Genomic DNA, 18,445 nt, shown 5'->3' with positions numbered 1-18,445 from the left:
TTCCACCGTTCACAACAGCAGGTGGCCGCGCGCGACCGTGACGGCGTCACCGCTGACCAGGACCGATTCGACGGCCGTCGCGCCGTGGTGCGCGACGGCGAACAGATCCGAGGGACGGCCCAGCTCGACGCCCTGGCGGATCCACACCTGGTCGCCGAACCGGGCCTTGCCGTGGCGGGCCAGATGGATCGCCATCGGACCGGCCGCCGAACCGGTGGCGGCGTCCTCGGCGACGCCGTAGGCCGGGGAGAACATGCGCATCCGCCAATGCTCGCCAGATGCGGCGAAACAGATCGCCGACATGTCCTCGTGCTCGGCCAGGCGCCGCTGATCAGGGGTGAGCGCGACCAGTTCGGACACGCTGTCCAGGCCGACGAGCACGTGCCGCGGGCCGTTGCGGTACTGGGTCACCGGCAGCGCGGGCGTGGTCACGCCGAGCGCGGCCAGCAGTTCCGTGCTGCGCTGATACGGCGACCACACCGGCACCGGCTGCGACATACGCACCCGCCCGCCCTGCGCGCCGCGCGGCTCGACCTCGACGCGCACGAGCCCCATCGCGGTCTCCAACGCGAGTGACCGCGATCGGGTGCGCTGCGAGAGCGCCAGCGCCGTACCCAGGATCGGATGACCGGCGAACGGCAGTTCGTTCACCGGCGTGAAGATCCGTACCCGGGCATCGCCGCCGGACTGTGGCGCCAGCACGAAAGTCGTTTCCGACAGGTGCATCTCATTCGCGATCCGCTGCATCGTGGCCGCGTCGAGATGATCGGCCGCGAAACAGACCGCGACGGGATTGCCGGTCAGCGGCTCGCTGGTGAAGGCGTCGACAACGGTGTAGGCAAGCATGATCGGCACCTAACGGCCGCGCACGACGGCGGCGACATCGAAACGGACACGGTGGGTGGGCGCGGCGCCGATCAATTCCAGCGCTCGATTCGGCGGCAACAGTTCCGGGTCGGGCGGCCGGTCCCACAGCATGACCGCGCCCCACCGGCCCCGCCGCGGGTCGGCGAGCCAGAGTTTGGCGCTCAGTCCTTCGACCTCGCGCCACTGCCGCAGTCGCCGCTCGGTCAGATCGGCGCGCAGCCGTTCGAGCCCGATCCCGGATTCGGGGAGATCCCACCAGGCGATATCGACGATCATCGCAGCACCTCCGCGCCCGCCAGGACCACACCGCAGCGGCGCGCGATGTACAGCAGCGCGGCCGAATGCTCGTCCGCGGTGAAATCGGCTGTCGCGTCGGCCACTACGAACGGCTGGATATCGTGGCTGAACGCGTCGATCGCGGTCGCGAGGATGCCGACATGCGCGTACACACCGCAGATGAGGAGCTGATCGCGGCCCGCGGTCCGCAGCCGCGCCAGCAGCCGCGTGTTGTGGAACGCGCTGTAGCGCCACTTGGTGATCACCCAATCCGCCTCGGCGGGCGCCAATTCCGGCACGATCCGCCGGTCGGCGTCGACCGTGCGCATCCCGGGCCCCCAGAAGTCGGCGAGCAGGCCGCGCTGGATCGTGGTCATCCCGCCGGGCTGGGTGGTGTAGGCGACCGGGACGTGCGCGCGGGCGCACCGGTCGCGCACCGCCGCCGCCTGACCGATCAGCTGCCCGCGCAGCCGCGGCGGGACGGCCCGCAGGAAGTACTCCTGCATGTCGTGGACCAGCAGGACCGCACGCGCCGGATCGAGCTGCCAGGCAGCGGTATTCGCCGGAAACGGCGGTGACAGGTGGTAGTCGTCGATGCTCGGCAGGCTCATCGGCTGCTTCTTCCTCGCTACACCGGCGGGCTAGGTGGGGATGCCCTCGCGCTTGATCACCGGCACGGAAATCCCGAGCGCCTGGAACTGCCGACAGGGATTCATGAACTCCCGCTGCCGCTTGATCAGACCGTTCTCGAACTCGAAGGAATGGATGAAGTGGTTGGTGTAGTGCCCGGGCTCGTACCCCGGGAAGCGGATCGCACCGGTCCCCTGGCACTCCACCCAGAACCGATTCGGGTCCTGGGTGTCGAAGATCTCCACCTCGGTCCACTCCCAATCCGGGAAACAGCGCAGCGACCAGACGGCGTGCGCGCCGAGTTTGTCGCGGCCGGAGATCACGATCGGCTCCCCGGTCTCGGTGGTCCACAATCCGCCGGTGCCGTCCTCGGTGAACAGCGAATGCCGGCTGAGGCGATCATTCCCGCGGCAGCCCATATAGGTCGCCACCATCCGGCGATTGGCGGCGCGGACAGCCGCGTCGGAGGGGATGGAACCGGAGTCGGTCGAGATCGTCATGGTGTCGCTCCACAAGGTCGGGCGGCCTGGGCGGCGCTGATCGAATGTGACAAACAGGTTTCACAGACAGAGCGAACGACCGCTGCCATGGATACACCCCGGCCTAGCCGGGGCGTTCGGCATCGATCAGTGCCATCCGCTGCTGTTCGCGCCGCGCCTCGTCGGCGGTCTCGGTCGTCGCGGCCATCGCCCGCCGCAGGATCGGCGGCGCCATCAGGGAGGTGATGACGGCGACCAGGATCAACACCGTGTATGCCTCGACGCCGAGCACGCCCAGGCGCAGGCCGACCATCGCGATGATCACCTCGATGACGCCGCGGGCGTTCATTCCGGCGCCGAGCGCCACGCATTCCGCGCGCGAGAGTCCACTGGCCAGGCCTCCCAGCGCCGCGCCGAGGAACTTCCCGGCGATGGCGATGGTGAGTACCGCCAGCGCACCGGCCAGCAGCGGCGGGTGCGCCAGCGCGGTCAGATCCATGCGCAGCCCGGCCGAGGCGAAGAAGATCGGCGCGAGCACCGACATCACGACCGAGTTCAGCGGCGCCAGCCGGGCCAGATCCATGCCGCAGGATCCGATCAGGATGCCGCAGAGGAACGCGCCCAGGATGGCCTCGAACTTCAGCGCGTGCGTGCCCGCGGACGCGAGCAGCAGCAGAATCACCACCGCGCCGATCGGCGCGCCTCGCTCCGAGGTGCCGCTCGCCCACCGCATGACCCGCCGGACCAGCGGCCGGGCTACCACCATCGTGAAGATCAGGACCAGCACCAGCCAGCCCAGCGACACGAGTACCGTGCTGCCGCGAAACCCGTTGGTGGCCATGGCCGCGACCACCGACAGCAGCAGCCAGCCCGCCACGTCGTCGACCAGTCCCGCGGTCATGGTGAGCTGGCCCATATCGCGGTGCGCCAGCCGCAGTTCGATCAGCGTCTTCGCGATCACCGGAATCGCGGAGACGCAGATCGCCACGCCGAGGAACAGCGCGAATACCAGCCGCTCGGTCCCCTCCGGGCGCAGCGGCGAGGGCAGCGCGAATCCGGCTCCGATGCCGAGCGCCAACGGAATCACCAGGCCCCCGGCACTGATCTTCGCCGCCTTTCCGACGTTCTTGCGCAGGTGCCCGAGGTCCAGCTGCGTACCCGCCAGCCCGACCAGCAGTAGCACGCCGAGCTGGCCGACACCGTCGAGCAGATGCATCTGCTCGGCGACGGGCGGAAACAGCCAGCGCGACACCGGCGGCGCCACATGCGCCAGCACCGAGGGCCCCAGCAGCACACCCGCGGTCAGTTCGCCGACCACGGCCGGGGCGCCCAACCGGTTCGCCAGCGCACCCAGCAGCCGCGCCGCCAGCAGCAGCACCGCCAGTTGCAGCACGAGTACCAGCAGCACGTCGCCGGACAGGGGCGCGACGGGCGCGGCGGCGAGGGTCATGCCGATTCCGCGTATCCGCGCGCGGAGATCTGCCAGATCGCGGGGGCCTGCGGTACCGGGGCGATGCGGGCCTGCTCCACGGGCAGTCCGCGCAGCAGTGCCCGGGCGTTGTCCAGGCTCACGCCGGGCCCGGCCACACAGGCACGGAAGAAGCGCGCACCCAGGCCACGCAGCGGACGCGGATACTGCAAGCAGCCCACCGTGATCCGGGCGTCCGCGAGGGTGGTGGACCGATCGGCCTCGAGCACCCGGAGCAGTCCGCCGGGCCGCAGCACCCGGACCATCTCGGCCATGCCCGCGGCCGCGTCCGGCCAGTGTTTGACCGACCCGACGCTCACCACCGCGTCGAACGAGTCGTCCGGAAAGGGCAGCCGATCCGCGCTGGCCCGCTCGAAACGCAGCCGGTCCGCACGCTGGACGACGCGGCGCGCGGCCCGCCTGACCTGTCCGGGGTCCGCGTCGACGCCGACGATCCGCAATCCTGGATTGCGCGCGGACAATTCGAGGGCGAGCTGACCGCCGCCGCAACCCACATCGAGCACTCGGCTCCCGTCGGGCAGGGCGGTGCTCAGCTCCTCGACCAGTCCCGCGTTCATGGCTTGGACACCGTCGGCGATGACGTGGTCGTAGAGCCACCACACCACCGGCGGATAGGTCTTGGTGATATCGAATTTCATGGGATCTCCTCGGTGCAGGGAAGCGAGCGGGTCAGCGCGGGGCGCGGCGTCCATTGCCAGATCCCCACCGGGGTGCATCTGGCCATCCAACCGGCAAGTGCCAGTAGGAGATTCGTGTGGTCCAGGGCGCGGCTCAGCGCCGCCGGGCCGACGGCGGTCACCGCGGGCGACACATAGCGCACACCGGGCCGGTCGCGGCCCGGCTCCAGCACCAGGGTCAGATCGTGCACCCGGACCCGGCGCAACAGCGCGACCGTCACGGACGCGACCGGTCCCGGCGCGACCGTGAGTACCGCCGAGCGATCCGCGCCCCCGGCCGGATGCCGGGGCCGCCACGACACCCGCCACGGCCGCACCAGGGCCCGGTAGGCGGCGAACTCCGCACCGAATCGCTGGGTGAGGTCCGGGGTTTCGGTCCGGTTCGAGATCGTGATGACCGCGCAGAACATGGTGATCAGCACCACGAGCACGAGCAGGTCGCCGATCATCGCGCCCCAGCCGAACACCACCGCCGCGCCGCCGAGCTGCATCGGATTGCTGACATAGGCGAACGGGCCCGAGGACACCAGGTGTTTGGGCGGATCGAACGGCACCGGCGTGCCCCGGCCGATCAGCGCGCATTCGATCACCGCCTGCACGCCGACGGTCCCCGCGCACACCAGGATCACCCCGAACACCGCCCACGCCGCCAGCGGCCGGTGCAGCAGCGTCGTCCAATCGCCCGCGCCGACGCTGAACACCGCGGACGGCACGACGAAGCCGAGCAGGGTCGCGAATCCGTTGACCTGGATCGCCGCCCGGGCGAACAGGTGGGTGTCGCGCGCGGTCGCGACCCCGAGGACCACCGCCGGGACCAGCACGACCACCACATTGACGACCTCGCCGAGCAGCCAGTACCGGTGCAGCGTGACGACCGGCTCGAACCGTCCCATCACGACCGCGTCCACCGCGACCAGCGCGCCCGCCGCACCACACACCGCCGCGGGCACACCCACCGTGGGAAACCGCGCCGCCACCAGCGGCGGCAGGGTGCCCCAGAGCAGCGCCCACCCGAACAGCAGGTCCACCGGCACACCGGCGATCCGGCCCGCGGCCTGGAAAGACCACCACCCGAGCTCGATCGCGACCACATTGACGACCAGCAGCGAGACGCCCGCCCAGATCGTCGCGAGCACGGCGCCGGCGACGACGCGCCGGCTGGGCCGCCACCGCCATGCCACGCCCAGCACGAGCGCCAGCGGTCCGCCGGTGGCGATACCGCGGAGAACGAGGTCGCTGCTCATGCCGCGGCCTCGTCGGGGCGGGGGGCGAAGCTGTAGTCGGTGAGTGGGAACCGCCGATCCTGCCAGTAGGCCTGCACCGTCGGCCGCGGACGGACCAGCCTGGGCTTCCCGTGCTCGTCGAAGTAGTAGCTGTTGGCCGTCGCGCAACCGCTGCTACGCCACACGCTCGCGCGCAACAGCCGATCCATCCCGGCCACGAATCGTTGCTGCGCGGGACGTTTCACCTCGAAGGTGCCCGCGCACCGCCGCCGCATCTCGGTGACCACACGGCGGATGTGCGCCATCTGCGATTCCACGGCGAAGAAGTAGGAGAGCCCGGCGAAGGAGTACGGCCCGCTGAGATAGAACAGATTCGGATAGCCCGCCACGGCGATGCCCTCGTAGGACTCGTACCCGTGCGCGTGGAACCAGTCGCCCATCTCGACTCCCGCCCGGCCGACGATCGGGAACGGCGGAAAGGAGCCCTGCTGCTGGAGTACGAAACCCGTTGCCAGGATCAGCACGTCCACGTCGTGCGCGACGCCGTCGGCGGTGACGATGCCGTGCGGCGCGACGCGCTCGATCGGGGCGGTGACCAGATCGACCTCGGCCCGGTTGAAGGTCCGCAGGTAGTGGTTGGAGAAGGTCGGCCGTTTGCACCAGAAGGTGTAGTCGGGCGTCAGCCGTGACCGTATCTCCTTGTCGCGCACCTGCATTCGCAGATGGAGCCGACACAGGGCCTCCAGCGCCGCGATGCCCGGCGGGAAGAACCGGTAGACCAGGAAGGCCAGCGCGAGCACCTCGTTGGCGGCGGCGTTGAGGAAACGCAGCGCGCGCTGGGTGCCGGGCAGACGGCGGAACATGCTGCGGGCCAGCGGCGGCATGGCGAAATCCGGCTTGGGCGCCACCCAGATCGGCCGGCGCTGGTAGACCTCGATGTGCTCGACCCGATCGGCGATCTCGGGTAGCAGTTGCACCGCTGTCGCGCCGGTGCCGATCAGCGCGACCCGCTTACCGGTCAGATCGACCTCGTCGTCCCAGGCGGCGGTGTGCACGATCGCGCCGGTGAAGCTGTCCAGTCCCGCGATATCGGGTCTGCGCACCTGGGACAGCAATCCGGTCGCGACGATCAGCATCCGGCAGGTCACCGGGCGGCCGTCGGCGGTGCCGACGGTCCAGACCCCGCTCGCCTCATCCCAGTGCGCGCCGGTCACCGTGGTCGCGAATCGGATGCGCCGCCGCACCGCGTAGTCGTCCGCGATCCGCGCGGCGTACTGCTGCACCTCCGCGCCGGGCGCGTACAACCGGGACCAATCCGGGTTGGGCGCAAAGGAATACGAGTAGGTCGGCGCCGCGGTATCGACCCCGATCCCGGGATAGCGGTTCGCGTGCCAGGCGCCCCCGACATCGTCGGAGCGCTCCAGCACGGCGTAGTCGATGCCGAGCCGGGAGAGCTCGATGGCGGCGCCGAGCCCGCTGAAACCTGCGCCGATGACGACGGCCTCGTGGTCGACGCGCCCCGACGGCGCGGCCCGACCATCGGCGCGGCCGCTCTTCTCGCTGGTACTCATAACCGGGCCCCTTGTTCGATCGTCGCGATGCCTAGCTGCCCACCCACTACTCCGAGCGCGCCCGGCGGCTCGCGGATACAGCCGGATTCCGTGCGCGGTCCACGACTCTCCTTCGGCCACAACGCGATACAGGTCGACGTATCCAGCGGGCGGGCTCACGCCTCTGTCCCAGCGAGCTTTCCGCCGGGAGCGTGCGGTGACCCGTCGCTCCGAGCGCGGAGCGCCGGCCGACCCGGAGGAGTCACCATGTTCGGTGCGTGGCTGGACCGGCTGCGAGTCCTGCATCTGCGGGAGCTGCGGTCACACCGTGCCCGGGCGCTGATCTCGATCGGGGTGGTGGCGGTTTCGGCCATGCTGATGGTCACCGTCGTCGGCATCACCGGCTCGATCAGCGGCTCGGTCGACAAACTCGCCGAGGGCGTGGGCGGTGCGGCGCGCCTGGAGGTACTCGGCATCACCGACAGCGGCTTCGATCAGTCACTGTCGCGCGAGATCGCCGCGATCGACGGGGTGCGGGCCGCGGTGCCGATGCTGCGCAGCGTGTTCGACGCCGAATCCGGTCGCACCCTGCTGCTGGGCGTGGATTCGACCGTCATGGCCCTGGGCAGCGATCTATTGCGCGCCGTAGGCGGAGGTTTCGAGATGGCCGCCGAGCTCGCCGCCACGCCGAACGGTGTTGCGATCGGCACCGGTCTCGGACTGGCCGAGGGCGCCAGCTTCGAGCTCGGCTCTGCCCGGGTCACGGCCGCCGCGGTGCTCGACAGCGATGCCGCGCGCCGGATCAACGGCGGGCATTTCGTCCTCGCCCCACTGGGTTCGGCGCAGCTCCTCCTCGACCGGCCCGGCTCGCTGGATTCGATTCTGATCGTGCCGAAGCCCGGATCGGATGTGCGGGCCCTGCGGTCCCGTATCGAGGCGGTCGTCGCCGGGCGCGCCGTAGTGGCCGACCCGAATTTCCGTGCCGCCCAGACCGGTAGCGGGATCGCGATGCTGCGATACACGACCCTGATGGCCGCCGCCGTCTCCCTGATCGTCGCGGCGTTCCTGGTCTACACCACCACGACGACGGTCGTTTCGCAACGGCGAGCCGCGCTTTCGACGCTGCGCGCGCTCGGCGGGCGGCCACGGTCGATGGTGCGGGACCTGCTCACCGAGACCGCACTGCTGGCACTCGTCGCCGCGACGGTCGGCGGCGCGCTGGGTGTGCTGGCGGGCCGGCTCGCGATCGGCGCGCTGCCGCCGGCCCTCGTGCAAACCGTCGAGGCCAGACTGGAATACATACTGCCGCCCCGCACCCTGCTCGGGACCGCCGTCGTCTGTGTCGCCGTCACCGTCGCGGCGGCCGGGCTGGCCGCGCGCGATGTGCACCGGGCCACACCTATCCAAGCTCTGACACCCCTCGGCGCCGAACCGGCGCCGGGACCCGGCGGACGGCTGCGGGCCGGGGCCGCGCTGGCCGGGCTCGCAGCGGCGATCGCTGCCGGGATGCTGGCCCGCGCGGACGTGGGCCGGTTGTCGACCGCGGCGCTCGCGCTCGCGTTCCTCGCCGCGGTCTGCCTGTGCTGCACGGCGAGCGGAGCCATCGTGCGCGCGGCGGCGGCACTGACCCAGCGCTTCGGCGCACCGGGTGTGCTGGCGGCGACCTCGCTGCGGCGGGCGCCGAAACGCGTGTGGGCCACGGTGATGACCGTGACGATCGCGGTGGCCATGACCGTGACGATCACCGGTTCCAGCGGGAATGTCCTGGATTCGACGGGCGGCTACTTCCGGTCGCTGGCGGGTACCGAACTCTGGGTGGGCTCACAACCCGCGGACTCGTTCTCCACCGCGCCGCTCCCGCCGGGCACCGCCGCCGCGGTCGCCGCGATCCCCGGGGTCGCGACCGTGCTGCCGAGTCAGTTCGTGTTCGCCACGGTCCGGGGCACCCGGGCACTGCTGCAAGGACATTCGCCCGAGTTGCGGCATCCGGTATTCGACACCGTGGACCCGGCGGTTCGGGCCCGGATCGACGCGGGCCTCGGCGTACTGGTCTCGCGTGATCTGGCTCGCGCACTGGGCGTTTCGACCGGGAGCACGCTGGAGCTGCCGACTCCGAAGGGAATTCGGCACACCGAGGTGCTCGGGGTGATTCCATACTTCTCGGTGCTGGCGGGCGCCGTCGTCGCGGGACTGGATCAGCTGCGCGACTGGTTCGACCGGCCCGGCGCGACGCTGCTCGGCGTGCACCTGTCCCCCGGCGCCGACCCCGGCGCAGTCGAAAAGGCTGTCCGCCAGGCAATTCCGGCCACTGCCCACGTCTTCACCGGCGCGGCGGCGGTGGCCGGAGTGCGCGGCGCGGTCGCCCAGGGCGCCGCGCTGACCTGGGCGATCACCTGGATCATCGGCGGTGTCGCCGCCGTCGCCCTGTTGAACACCTTCATGCTCTCGGTGCTCGAACGTCGCCGCGAACTCGGCGTGCTGCGGGCCACCGGCGCCGGCCGCCGCTTCCTGCTCCGCTCGGTGCTCGCCGAGGCTGCGGGCGTCGCCGTCGTGGGCGCCCTGCTCGGTCTCGGAATCGGAAGCGCCACACAGTATCTGGGGTCGATCGTCAGTTCGGCCGCACTGGGGCTGGACATCGGCTACCGCGCCTCGCCGGCCACGGCCGGATTCGCCCTGCTGGCGCTGGCGGTGAGCCTGCTCGGCGCTGTTCCCCCCGCGCTACGCGCCGCGCGCCTGCCCGTCGTCGATGCCCTCGAGGCCCGATAGCTCGCCGATCCATGGAGGAATCAGTATGCGGGACAAGGTAGTTCTGATCACGGGCGTGCGCGGCATGGGCGGGGCGACCGCGCGCCGGCTGGTCGCGGCCGGGGCGCGGGTCGTGCTCGTCGACCGCGATGCCGAGGCCGCCGCCGCGCTGGCCGCGGAGCTCGGCGCGAATGCGCTCGGCGTCGTCGCCGATGTGACAGACCAGGCGGCCGTGCGGGGCGCGGCCGATCGAGCCTGCGAGGCGTTCGGCGGCATCGACGCGGTCCTCGCGAGCGCCGGTATCGCCGGGGCGATGCGACCGGTCGACACCCTCGCGCCCGCCACCTTCGACGAGGTCATCGAGGTCGACCTGCTCGGCGTGTGGCGTACCCTGCACGCGACTTTGCCTGCGCTACAGCGCAATCGGGGATACTTCCTGGCGATGTCGTCCGCCTACGCCCTGCTGCCCAGCCCCCTGATGGCCCCGTACGGCGCCGCCAAGGCCGGTGTCGAGGCGCTGTGCCGCGCCGCGCGCATCGAACTCACGGGCACCGGGGTCGCGGTGGGTGTCGCCTACGCGGGCCTGGTCACAACGCCGCTGCTGGAAGCCTTCGTGGCGGGCAACCGGGCGGCGGTCGATGCCCGATCCACGGTGACCGCCGACCGGCTCGGCCGATTCCTCCTGGCCGGACCGGCGACGATCTCGCCCGACCAGGCGGCCAAGGCGCTGGTCCGCGGCATCCGCCGCCGATCCGGGCGGGTCTATACGCACCGATATCTGCGGGTCGCGCAGGCCACCCGGGGCATCGCGATGCCGATCGACGCGCTCCTCGGACGGCTCGCGCCGGTCCGCGCCGTCATCGATGCGGCGCGGCTGGCCGAGCCGCATCGATGACGCTCAGACGGCCGGTCGCGCACCGCCCGAGCGTGCGCTCTCGACGCCCGCCGACGCCCGGATCACCTTGGCGGCCACCGCGCGGTTGACCGCGTCCAGCCGCGACACCGCGCCCAGCTTCTGGAAGATATTGGCCAGGTGCCGTTTGACCGTCCCCTCCGAAATCCCCAGCTTCCCCGCGATCTGGCGATTGCTCAACGCGTCGGCCACATGTCCGAGTATCTGCAACTCGCGATCGGTCAGCGCGGGTTCCGTGGCGGCGGTGAGATGCAGCGCCTGCGCCGACATCACCGCGACGCTGTGCCGTTCACCGCCGTGGATGGCACGGATGTTGGCCAGCAACGATTCTCGGCTCGCGCTCTTGTGCAGATAGCCGGAGATCCCCGAATCCGCCAACTCCCGGATGAGCCCGATGTCCTGGTACATGCTGACGATCAGGATTCGCGAGTCCGGGCTGACCTCCAACAGGTCGGCGATGTTCTCGCGCACGGTTTCCCCGGGAATCTCCACGTCCAGCACGATCACATCCGGCTTCCACCGCCGGACCAGGTCGACGCCCGTTCGGCCGTCCGGGACGTCCGCCACCACCTCTATATCGGATTCCAGTTGAAGCATGTCGCGCAGCGCGACTCGCAATAACGTGTGATCGTCGACGATGACAACAGAAATGCTTCTTTCTATCATGCGGCCCCTTTCCCACACAAAACACTACGGGCATCCGAAGACTTCTGTGGCGGCACCCAAATATCCAGAGTTGGCGAATATTTGGCAACCGATCCGGGCTCCGCGCCGTGGCCGGGGCATGGCCGCAGCCGACGCTTGTCACCTACGAGCCAGATCAGAATTTTGCGAAAAATGAACTAGTCACTTGTTTCCATACGAAACGATTGCTATGTTAGCTGCGTCACTGACGAGATATAACTGTGACCTTCCGTACGGCGCTACCCCTCGACGTCGCACGGTGCTCGAAATCTAGATGAAGGAGAGCCGGATGGGTTCCCTAAGTGATGTAATCGCCGCCATGATTCCGCTGCTCGGATCCGCAGTGGCAGGCGATGGCCTCTGGGATGTATTCCTCGGATCACTCGGCGGCCTCGCGGGCTGATCCCGCGGGCATCCAGATATTTCAGACCCGTCCCGGCACGGCCGACGATGCCCGTGCCGGAATGCTCGATAGGAGAAACACATGGGTTCACTCGTTGAAATCTTGAAGCTGGGCACGAACAGTGTCGGACCGATCGGCACCAACATCGTGAACGCGCTGATCACCATCAGTGGTGGTACGCCCGCTCCCGGCAAGTAATCCCGCCGCGAAGATCGGGGGCTCGCGGTGTGCGGGCCCCCGATCTTCGGCGCTCAGCCCCGAAATCGATGTGAATGAACTATCTCCGAAGTCTCGCAATACTGATCACCGGTCTGTGCACGCTCTCCCTTTTCCCGGCATGGCACAACAGCGCGCCGGCGACGGCCGCGACCGGCGCCTGGCTGGTCGGTCAGACACCCCGTGAGGGTCGGCTGGTCGAGATCTCCGTGCACTCGCAGGCCATGGATCGTGACATATCGTTGCAGGTCCTACGCCCGCCAAACACTGCCCTACCAGCGCCGACGCTCTATCTGCTCAATGGCGCGGGCGGCGGCGAGGACGCCGCGAACTGGCTCGGGCAGACCGATGCGGCGGCGTTCTTCGCGGACAAGCACGTCAATATCGTCATTCCGATGGAAGGCGCGTTCAGCTACTACACGGATTGGCAGAACGACGACCCGGGCCTTGCCGAGCATCTCGGCAACAACGGCCGGAACATGTGGGCGACATTCCTTACCAAGGAGTTGCCTCCGGTCATCGACGCCACGTTCGGCACCACCGGAAAGAATGCGCTCGCGGGTATTTCGATGGCCGGTACCTCGGTACTCGACCTCACGATCCAAGCGCCCGATCTATACCGGGCCGCAGCCGCCTACAGCGGCTGCGCCATGACCAGCGACCCCTGGGGAATGGCATTTGTAAAAACCGTCGTACAACTCGGCAAGGGCGATGCCGAAAATATGTGGGGTCCCTATGACGGTGACGGCTGGCGGGCACACGACCCTTATGTCCAGGCGGACCGGCTGCCCAGAATTCCGATGTATATTTCCAGCGGCACCGGACTGCCGGGACGTTTCGACAGTCTCGACAATGCGCGACTGGACAACGACAACCGGAAACTGGTCAATCAGATGCTCGTCGGCGGCCTGATAGAAACCGTGACAAATTACTGCACGGGAAAACTCTCCGACCGGTTGCGGGCATTGGGGCGCACCGATATCACGGTGAACCAGCGTCCGGCAGGAACACATTCCTGGGGATATTGGCAGACCGATCTGCACCAGTCCTGGCCGATGCTGGCGGGGGCGATCGGACTCTGAACGACGGCAGCGGCCGATTCGCCGGAAGTTCCGGCGGGTCGGCCTGTGTCATGCGGGGCTCCGCTCGAGTGCGGCCGTGAGCGCGCGGAAGGAACCGAGCAGCAACTCGCCGTAGCGCGCCGGGTCCGGCAGCATCGCCGGATCGGCGCTGAAGGTCAGCAGAATCCGATCCCCCTGCGAGGTGATGAGGTGGCGTAGGCCGTCACCGTCCATGATGGGCAGGACGCCGAGCGCCACAGCGAGTCCGGCGCCGCCGAACGCGAGGTCCTCGGCCACTCGCGGCACATTGCTGATCGTCGTATTGATCAGCGGCACCGTCTCGACATCGTCGAAGACCCGCCGGGCCCGCGCCCAGCCGGCCAGTCGGAGCAACCATGCGGGCGCGGTCTCGACGCGCGATTCCCGCGCGAGCACCGCGCTGTCGCGCTGACGCTGCTTCTGCCGGGCGGCCGACCGCGTGATCGCACGCAGGCGGCGCACCGGGTCGGCGATATCGGTATGCAGGTCGACCGCCAGCTGTGCCAGCTGATTCGACGAATTCCACTGTGCGATACCGCGCATCGACATAGGGACCATGGCGGCCAGCGAGGTCGGCGGTGTCTCGTTCCGCTCGCCCAGGTAGGCCGCGAGCGCGCCGGATACCACCGTCAGCAGCAGATCGTTGACGGTCACACCGGCGCCGAAACCGTCCTTGGCGGCCTTGATCTCGTCGAAGGAGAACTCGACGGTGTCGAAGGCGAGCCGCTCGCGCACCCGGCGATTGAAGCGGGTGGCGGGGCGGAAAGGCTCGGGCTCGTGCAGCTCTCCGGCGGCAGCGCGCGCCCGGACCCGCGCGGCGGCGGCGCGGGTGCGCTTCAGGCCCACGGCGAACCGCACGAGGTGATAGGGCAGGGTCGCCACCGCACGCCGACGGGCGGCCGAATAGGACCATTCGGCAATGCTTTCGGCGCGCGCGGGCACGGCATCCGGGGCGAACAGTCTGGCTTCCAGGGCTCGGGTCGCCACGCCGTCGCAGGCGCTGTGATGGAACTTGAGCACCACGATTGTCGCGGGGCCCGGCAGGTGCGGGGCGTCGCGAATGTCGTTCATGACGTGGATCTCCCACGGCGGTCTGGTGAGATCCATGCGCGTGGACGCGATATCGGCGATCCTGCGGCGCGCCTCGGCCCAGTCGGCGGCCGGGCGGGTATGCACGTGGCGGTGGATGTCGAAGTCCGGATCGGGGACCCAGTACGGGAAGCCGAACGGCACCTGCCGCAGCCGCTGCCGGAAGATCGGCGAGTAGCCCAGGCGGTCACGCATCCAGTCGACGGCCGCCGCCCCGTGCGGCGGCGCCGCGCCGGGCGTCGATTCGTCGAACACGTAGACCGCCACGATGTTCGAGAGGTGTCGATCCGTCTCGTCGTAGACCAGTACCGCGTCTCGCGCCGCCATCTGCCGTGCGCCAGCGTCGTTGCTGGTCATCCGCACACCCACTCTCGAACACGCCTTGCTTGCGCGACAGACTATGTGAACATAGGTCGCTTTTGTGGCGGAATCCGTCAAACTTGACAAGCAACTGCTTGTTCGATGGTCAGACGGTCTCGTCCTCGAGTGTCGCGCGAACCTGCTCGCGCAGCTCCGGCCCGTCCTCGTGCCCGTGCACCGAGACCGCGTGCTCGGTCGCCGCGCGCACGACCTCGTCCTCTTCCCCGGAGATGGTGAGCGTGCAGTTCGATTCGCTCGGGAACCTGCGGCAGTCGGCTATCTTCCTCGTCATCGCCAGTCCTCCTTTACCGTGCCTATCAACGGTAGGCCCGGCCCACACCGACCAAGGTCACAATCCACGCACAGTGCGGGAGGCAGGACGACGTGCGACACGACCCGGGCCCGGCCGATCGGACGGAATCCGGATCACATCCGCGACTTCAGGATGTCGATCTCGCCGCCCGGTAGCGAGGGGTCGAAGCCGTGCTCGATCAGCCAGCGGATGCCGCGCAGGCAGCGCAGGGACCACCAGGCGCGGATCACGTCGGGGTCGAGGCCGGGGCCGTAGCCGGTCAGGACGTCGTCGAGCCGGGTCTGGTGGCCGAGGGTCAGGGTGGCGATGTCGTAGTGGGCGTCGCCTCGGGCGGCTTCGGTCCAGTCGATGACGCCGGTGACCTCGTCGTCGGCGACGAAGATGTGGCTGACCTGAAGGTCGCCGTGGATGAACACCGGTGTCCAGGGCCGCAGGGCCGGATCGGCGAGCTCGCGGTTGCGGGTCACCACCTCGGCGGGCAGCACGTCGTTGGCGAGCAGCCAGGCACATTCGCCGTCGACCTCCGCGGCGAGATCCGCCCGGCTGCGCTCCGGAAACGGGGGCAGCGGGGCGTCGTGCAGCTTCCGGATGGTGGCACCGGCCGCCACCCAGGCGGCCGACGACGCGGTCTCCGGGTGCCCGAGCCGGCCCAGCGCCCGTCCCGGCAGCGCGGCGAGCGCGAGCACGGGGGGCTCGCGCCACCGGATCTCCGGCGTCGGAATCGGCGCCAGCGCCATGGCGCGGACTTCGACCTCGGTACGCGACTGATCCGAGTCGATCTTCAGGAACACCGCGCCGACGCGCAATGTCGCGCAGTCCCGGTGGGCGACGACCACTTCGACCTCTTCCACTCGGCCAGTATGACGAACGGACCCGGCGCGCCATATCGGCTAATCACCGGCTAACGGCCATAGTTGACCGTGATGAGTACCGAGAAGCTGGATAAGCCGCCTGCGCCGGACCTTCGGCTCATCGCCATCGGTGTCGTGGCGGTGGTGGCCATCTCCGGGTGGGCGGCCCTGGACCAGGACGGGTTCGAGTCCGCTTCGAGTGCGGCACTGACCTGGGTACTGAGCAATTTCGACTGGCTGTTCGTGGTGTCGGCGGATGTCTTCCTGGTGCTGTGCGTGGTGATCGCGATCAGCCGGTTCGGGCGGGTCCGGCTGGGCGCCGACGACTCCGAACCCGAATTCAGCAACCTGGCCTGGATCGCGATGATGTTCAGCGCCGGCATGGGGATCGGCCTGATGTTCTACGGCGTCGGGGAACCGTTGCAGCACTTCGTCTCTCCGCCGCCGTCCACCGCCATCACACCGCAGACCACCGACGCGGCCAAGACCGCGTTGCAGTATTCGCTGTTCCACTGGACCCTGACCCCGTGGGCCATCTACGGCATGGTCGGGCTCGCACTCGCCTACGCCGGATTCCGCAAGGGGCGCGGCAACCGGCTCTCGGCGGTGTTCGTGCCGCTGCTGGGCGTCCGGCGGGCGAACGGCTGGGCGGGGCAGGCGATCGATCTGCTCGCGGTGTTCGCCACGGTCTTCGGCACCGCCACCAGTCTCGGGCTGGGCACCCTCCAGGTCGCCAAGGGCCTGCACCTGACCGCGAACGCGCCCGATACCGTGACGGTGCAGCTGATCATCATCGCCGCGCTCGGCACCGCGTTCGTGGTGTCCGCGTTCTCCGGACTGCACAAGGGCGTGAAGTGGCTGTCCACCGTGAATATCGCGCTGGCGGCGCTGCTCATGGTGTTCATCTTCGTGCTGGGGCCGACGGTCTACATTCTCGACAGCCTGCCCGCCAGCATCGGCAACTATCTGTTCAATCTGCTGCCGATGGCGACCCGCACCAGCGCCTACGCCGACCCGGACTGGCTGGGCACCTGGACCATCTTCTACTGGGCGTGGTGGGTGTCGTGGGCCCCGTTCGTCGGCACCTTCATCGCGCGGATCTCGCGGGGGCGCACCATTCGCGAATTCCTGATCGGCGTGCTACTGGTGCCGAGCGCGGTGACCACGGTGTGGTTCTGCATCATGGGCGGCAGCGCGATTCGGCTCACGGCGACCGGCGTGGCCGATCTCGCGCAGTACGCGACCGATGCGGAGGCGTCCCTGTTCGGCATGCTCGACGCGCTGCCGCTGGGCACCGTCACCTCGTGGATCTCGATGATCCTGGTGATGACCTACTTCGTCACCAGCGCCGATTCCGCCTCCCTGGTGATGGGTTCGCTCACCAGCCGGGGCGCGCTGCACCCACCGTCCTGGCTGGTCGTCACCTGGGGTGTGCTGATGGCCGCGGTAGCCGCCGTCCTGCTGGTCGCGGGCGGCCTGAAATCCCTGCAAACAGCCACCATCCTGGTGGCGCTGCCCTTCGTCCTCGTCATGCTCGCCCTGTGCTGGTCGCTGTTCAAGGAACTTCGCGAAGACCCCGGCGCCGGCCCCGCCACCCACCACCCTCTCTACGGCCTCCGCGAGGCGGTCCGCGCCGTGGTCGGCGAGGCCAGCAGCGAACGCGACGCGGACCGCGTCAAGCGGTCGTCACCCGCTCCCCCGTCCGCGCGTGGGTCGCATACAACGTGAGCCCCACGAAGGTCAGCCCGCCCACCAAATTCCCTACCACGGTGGGGATCTCGTTCCACAGCAGATAGTCGCCGAGAGAGAAGTCGCCGCCGAGCAGCAGCCCCGACGGGAACAGGAACATATTGACGATGGAATGCTCGAAACCCATGTAGAAGAACAGCATGATCGGCATCCACATGGTGATCACCTTGCCCGACACCGAGGTCGACATGATCGCGGCGACCACGCCGGTGGACACCATCCAGTTGCACAGCACGCCGCGGATGAACAGCGTGAGCATTCCGGCCCAGCCGTAGTTCGCGTAGCCCACCGTGCGCGATTCGCCGATGTCACCGAGCCGCTGGCCGACCTCGTTCGGGTCCATGGCGAAGCCCATGGTCACGATGATCGCCATCATGACCGCGACGGTGAGCGCGCCCGCGAAGTTGCCGAGGAACACATACGCCCAATTGCGGAGCAGCGCACGCAGGTTCACGCCGGGCCGCTTGTCGATCCAGGCCAGCGGGACCAGGGTGAACACTCCGGTCAGCAGGTCGAAGCCGAGCAGGTAGAGCATGCAGAATCCAACCGGGAACAGCACCGCGCCCAGCAGCGGCTGGCCGGTCTGGACGGTGATGGTGACGGCGAACGCCGCCGCCAACGCCAGGATCGCCCCGGCCATGTAGGCGCGAATCACGGTGTCGCGCGTGGACATCAGCGCCTTGTCCTGTCCGGCGTCGACCATTCTGGTCACGAATTCGGCGGGTTTGAGGTAGGACATCACGATCCAATCGACGCAGAAGTGGGGATGCGCCGATTCTGCGGAGTGGTCGTTGCCGACCTGTGAAGAGCGTGTTTCCGGCTTGGTATACC

Annotated in this window: 17 protein-coding genes; 4 read left to right on the top strand and 13 right to left on the bottom strand. The window is 69.0% G+C overall.

The window, feature by feature from the left end; all coding sequences use genetic code 11:
* Positions 1–9: 9 nt before the first annotated feature.
* The 8 genes from ACFVMC_RS27975 to ACFVMC_RS27940 form a co-directional block, all read right to left on the bottom strand.
* Complete coding sequence (locus ACFVMC_RS27975) at positions 10–846, bottom strand: PhzF family phenazine biosynthesis protein (RefSeq protein WP_379215106.1); 837 nt, start codon at positions 844–846, stop codon at positions 10–12.
* A 9-nt stretch (positions 847–855) separates the two neighbouring features.
* Positions 856–1,143, bottom strand: a complete 288-nt coding sequence (locus tag ACFVMC_RS27970) for a hypothetical protein (protein WP_379215105.1) — start codon at positions 1,141–1,143, stop codon at positions 856–858.
* Positions 1,140–1,754, bottom strand: coding sequence for an isochorismatase family protein (locus ACFVMC_RS27965; protein ID WP_379215103.1), 615 nt, complete (start codon positions 1,752–1,754; stop codon positions 1,140–1,142). Before ACFVMC_RS27965 ends, ACFVMC_RS27970 begins: the two co-directional genes overlap by 4 nt.
* A gap of 30 nt (positions 1,755–1,784) precedes the next feature.
* Positions 1,785–2,273: a PhzA/PhzB family protein gene (locus tag ACFVMC_RS27960; protein WP_379215101.1), complete on the bottom strand. Its 489-nt coding sequence runs from the start codon at positions 2,271–2,273 to the stop codon at positions 1,785–1,787.
* 103 nt (positions 2,274–2,376) lie between these two features.
* The gene (locus tag ACFVMC_RS27955) at positions 2,377–3,702 is read right to left on the bottom strand and encodes a cation:proton antiporter (protein ID WP_379215099.1); all 1,326 of its coding nucleotides are present in this window, start codon (positions 3,700–3,702) and stop codon (positions 2,377–2,379) included.
* Positions 3,699–4,379 (bottom strand): class I SAM-dependent methyltransferase, encoded by a 681-nt coding sequence (locus ACFVMC_RS27950; protein WP_379215098.1) that lies wholly within the window; start codon positions 4,377–4,379, stop codon positions 3,699–3,701. The genes ACFVMC_RS27955 and ACFVMC_RS27950 overlap by 4 nt, the downstream gene beginning before the upstream one ends.
* On the bottom strand, positions 4,376–5,662 hold the full coding sequence (locus ACFVMC_RS27945; protein ID WP_379215096.1) for a methyltransferase family protein: 1,287 nt from the start codon (positions 5,660–5,662) through the stop codon (positions 4,376–4,378). The genes ACFVMC_RS27950 and ACFVMC_RS27945 overlap by 4 nt, the downstream gene beginning before the upstream one ends.
* On the bottom strand, positions 5,659–7,212 hold the full coding sequence (locus ACFVMC_RS27940) for a flavin-containing monooxygenase (RefSeq protein ID WP_379215094.1): 1,554 nt from the start codon (positions 7,210–7,212) through the stop codon (positions 5,659–5,661). Before ACFVMC_RS27940 ends, ACFVMC_RS27945 begins: the two co-directional genes overlap by 4 nt.
* Before the next feature lie 246 nt (positions 7,213–7,458).
* Here ACFVMC_RS27940 and ACFVMC_RS27935 point away from each other — a divergent pair, with 246 nt between their 5' ends.
* Both ACFVMC_RS27935 and ACFVMC_RS27930 read left to right on the top strand, forming a co-directional pair.
* A complete protein-coding gene (locus ACFVMC_RS27935; protein ID WP_379215092.1) occupies positions 7,459–9,957 on the top strand; it encodes an FtsX-like permease family protein in 2,499 nt (832 codons plus the stop codon).
* A 25-nt stretch (positions 9,958–9,982) separates the two neighbouring features.
* The gene (locus ACFVMC_RS27930; RefSeq protein WP_379215090.1) at positions 9,983–10,831 is read left to right on the top strand and encodes an SDR family NAD(P)-dependent oxidoreductase; all 849 of its coding nucleotides are present in this window, start codon (positions 9,983–9,985) and stop codon (positions 10,829–10,831) included.
* A 3-nt stretch (positions 10,832–10,834) separates the two neighbouring features.
* Here ACFVMC_RS27930 and ACFVMC_RS27925 read toward each other — a convergent pair whose 3' ends face one another.
* The gene (locus ACFVMC_RS27925) at positions 10,835–11,515 is read right to left on the bottom strand and encodes a response regulator (RefSeq protein WP_379215088.1); all 681 of its coding nucleotides are present in this window, start codon (positions 11,513–11,515) and stop codon (positions 10,835–10,837) included.
* A 693-nt stretch (positions 11,516–12,208) separates the two neighbouring features.
* On the opposite strand from ACFVMC_RS27925, the gene ACFVMC_RS27920 reads away from it, so the two are divergent.
* Entirely contained in the window at positions 12,209–13,234 is a 1,026-nt protein-coding gene (locus ACFVMC_RS27920) for an alpha/beta hydrolase (protein ID WP_379215086.1), read from the top strand.
* Positions 13,235–13,282: 48 nt separating this feature from the next.
* Here the strand turns inward: ACFVMC_RS27920 and ACFVMC_RS27915 are convergent, their stop codons facing one another.
* From ACFVMC_RS27915 to ACFVMC_RS27905, 3 genes are all read right to left on the bottom strand, one after another.
* Complete coding sequence (locus ACFVMC_RS27915) at positions 13,283–14,698, bottom strand: wax ester/triacylglycerol synthase family O-acyltransferase (RefSeq protein WP_379215084.1); 1,416 nt, start codon at positions 14,696–14,698, stop codon at positions 13,283–13,285.
* Positions 14,699–14,807: 109 nt separating this feature from the next.
* Positions 14,808–14,993, bottom strand: coding sequence for a DUF1059 domain-containing protein (locus ACFVMC_RS27910; RefSeq protein ID WP_379215082.1), 186 nt, complete (start codon positions 14,991–14,993; stop codon positions 14,808–14,810).
* Positions 14,994–15,127: 134 nt separating this feature from the next.
* Positions 15,128–15,865: an aminoglycoside phosphotransferase family protein gene (locus tag ACFVMC_RS27905; protein WP_379215080.1), complete on the bottom strand. Its 738-nt coding sequence runs from the start codon at positions 15,863–15,865 to the stop codon at positions 15,128–15,130.
* A 72-nt stretch (positions 15,866–15,937) separates the two neighbouring features.
* Between ACFVMC_RS27905 and ACFVMC_RS27900 the strand changes: the two genes are divergently transcribed.
* Complete coding sequence (locus ACFVMC_RS27900) at positions 15,938–17,593, top strand: BCCT family transporter (RefSeq protein ID WP_379215078.1); 1,656 nt, start codon at positions 15,938–15,940, stop codon at positions 17,591–17,593.
* Here the strand turns inward: ACFVMC_RS27900 and ACFVMC_RS27895 are convergent.
* Complete coding sequence (locus tag ACFVMC_RS27895) at positions 17,541–18,353, bottom strand: formate/nitrite transporter family protein (protein ID WP_379215076.1); 813 nt, start codon at positions 18,351–18,353, stop codon at positions 17,541–17,543. The two genes, ACFVMC_RS27900 and ACFVMC_RS27895, sit on opposite strands and share 53 nt — an antisense overlap.
* Positions 18,354–18,445 lie beyond the last annotated feature (92 nt).

The organism is Nocardia sp. NPDC127579 (assembly GCF_042672005.1).
Taxonomy (GTDB): Bacteria; Actinomycetota; Actinomycetes; order Mycobacteriales; family Mycobacteriaceae; genus Nocardia.
Note: the sequence above shows the minus strand (reverse complement) of the source record. Positions and strands in the feature narration are given on the sequence as shown.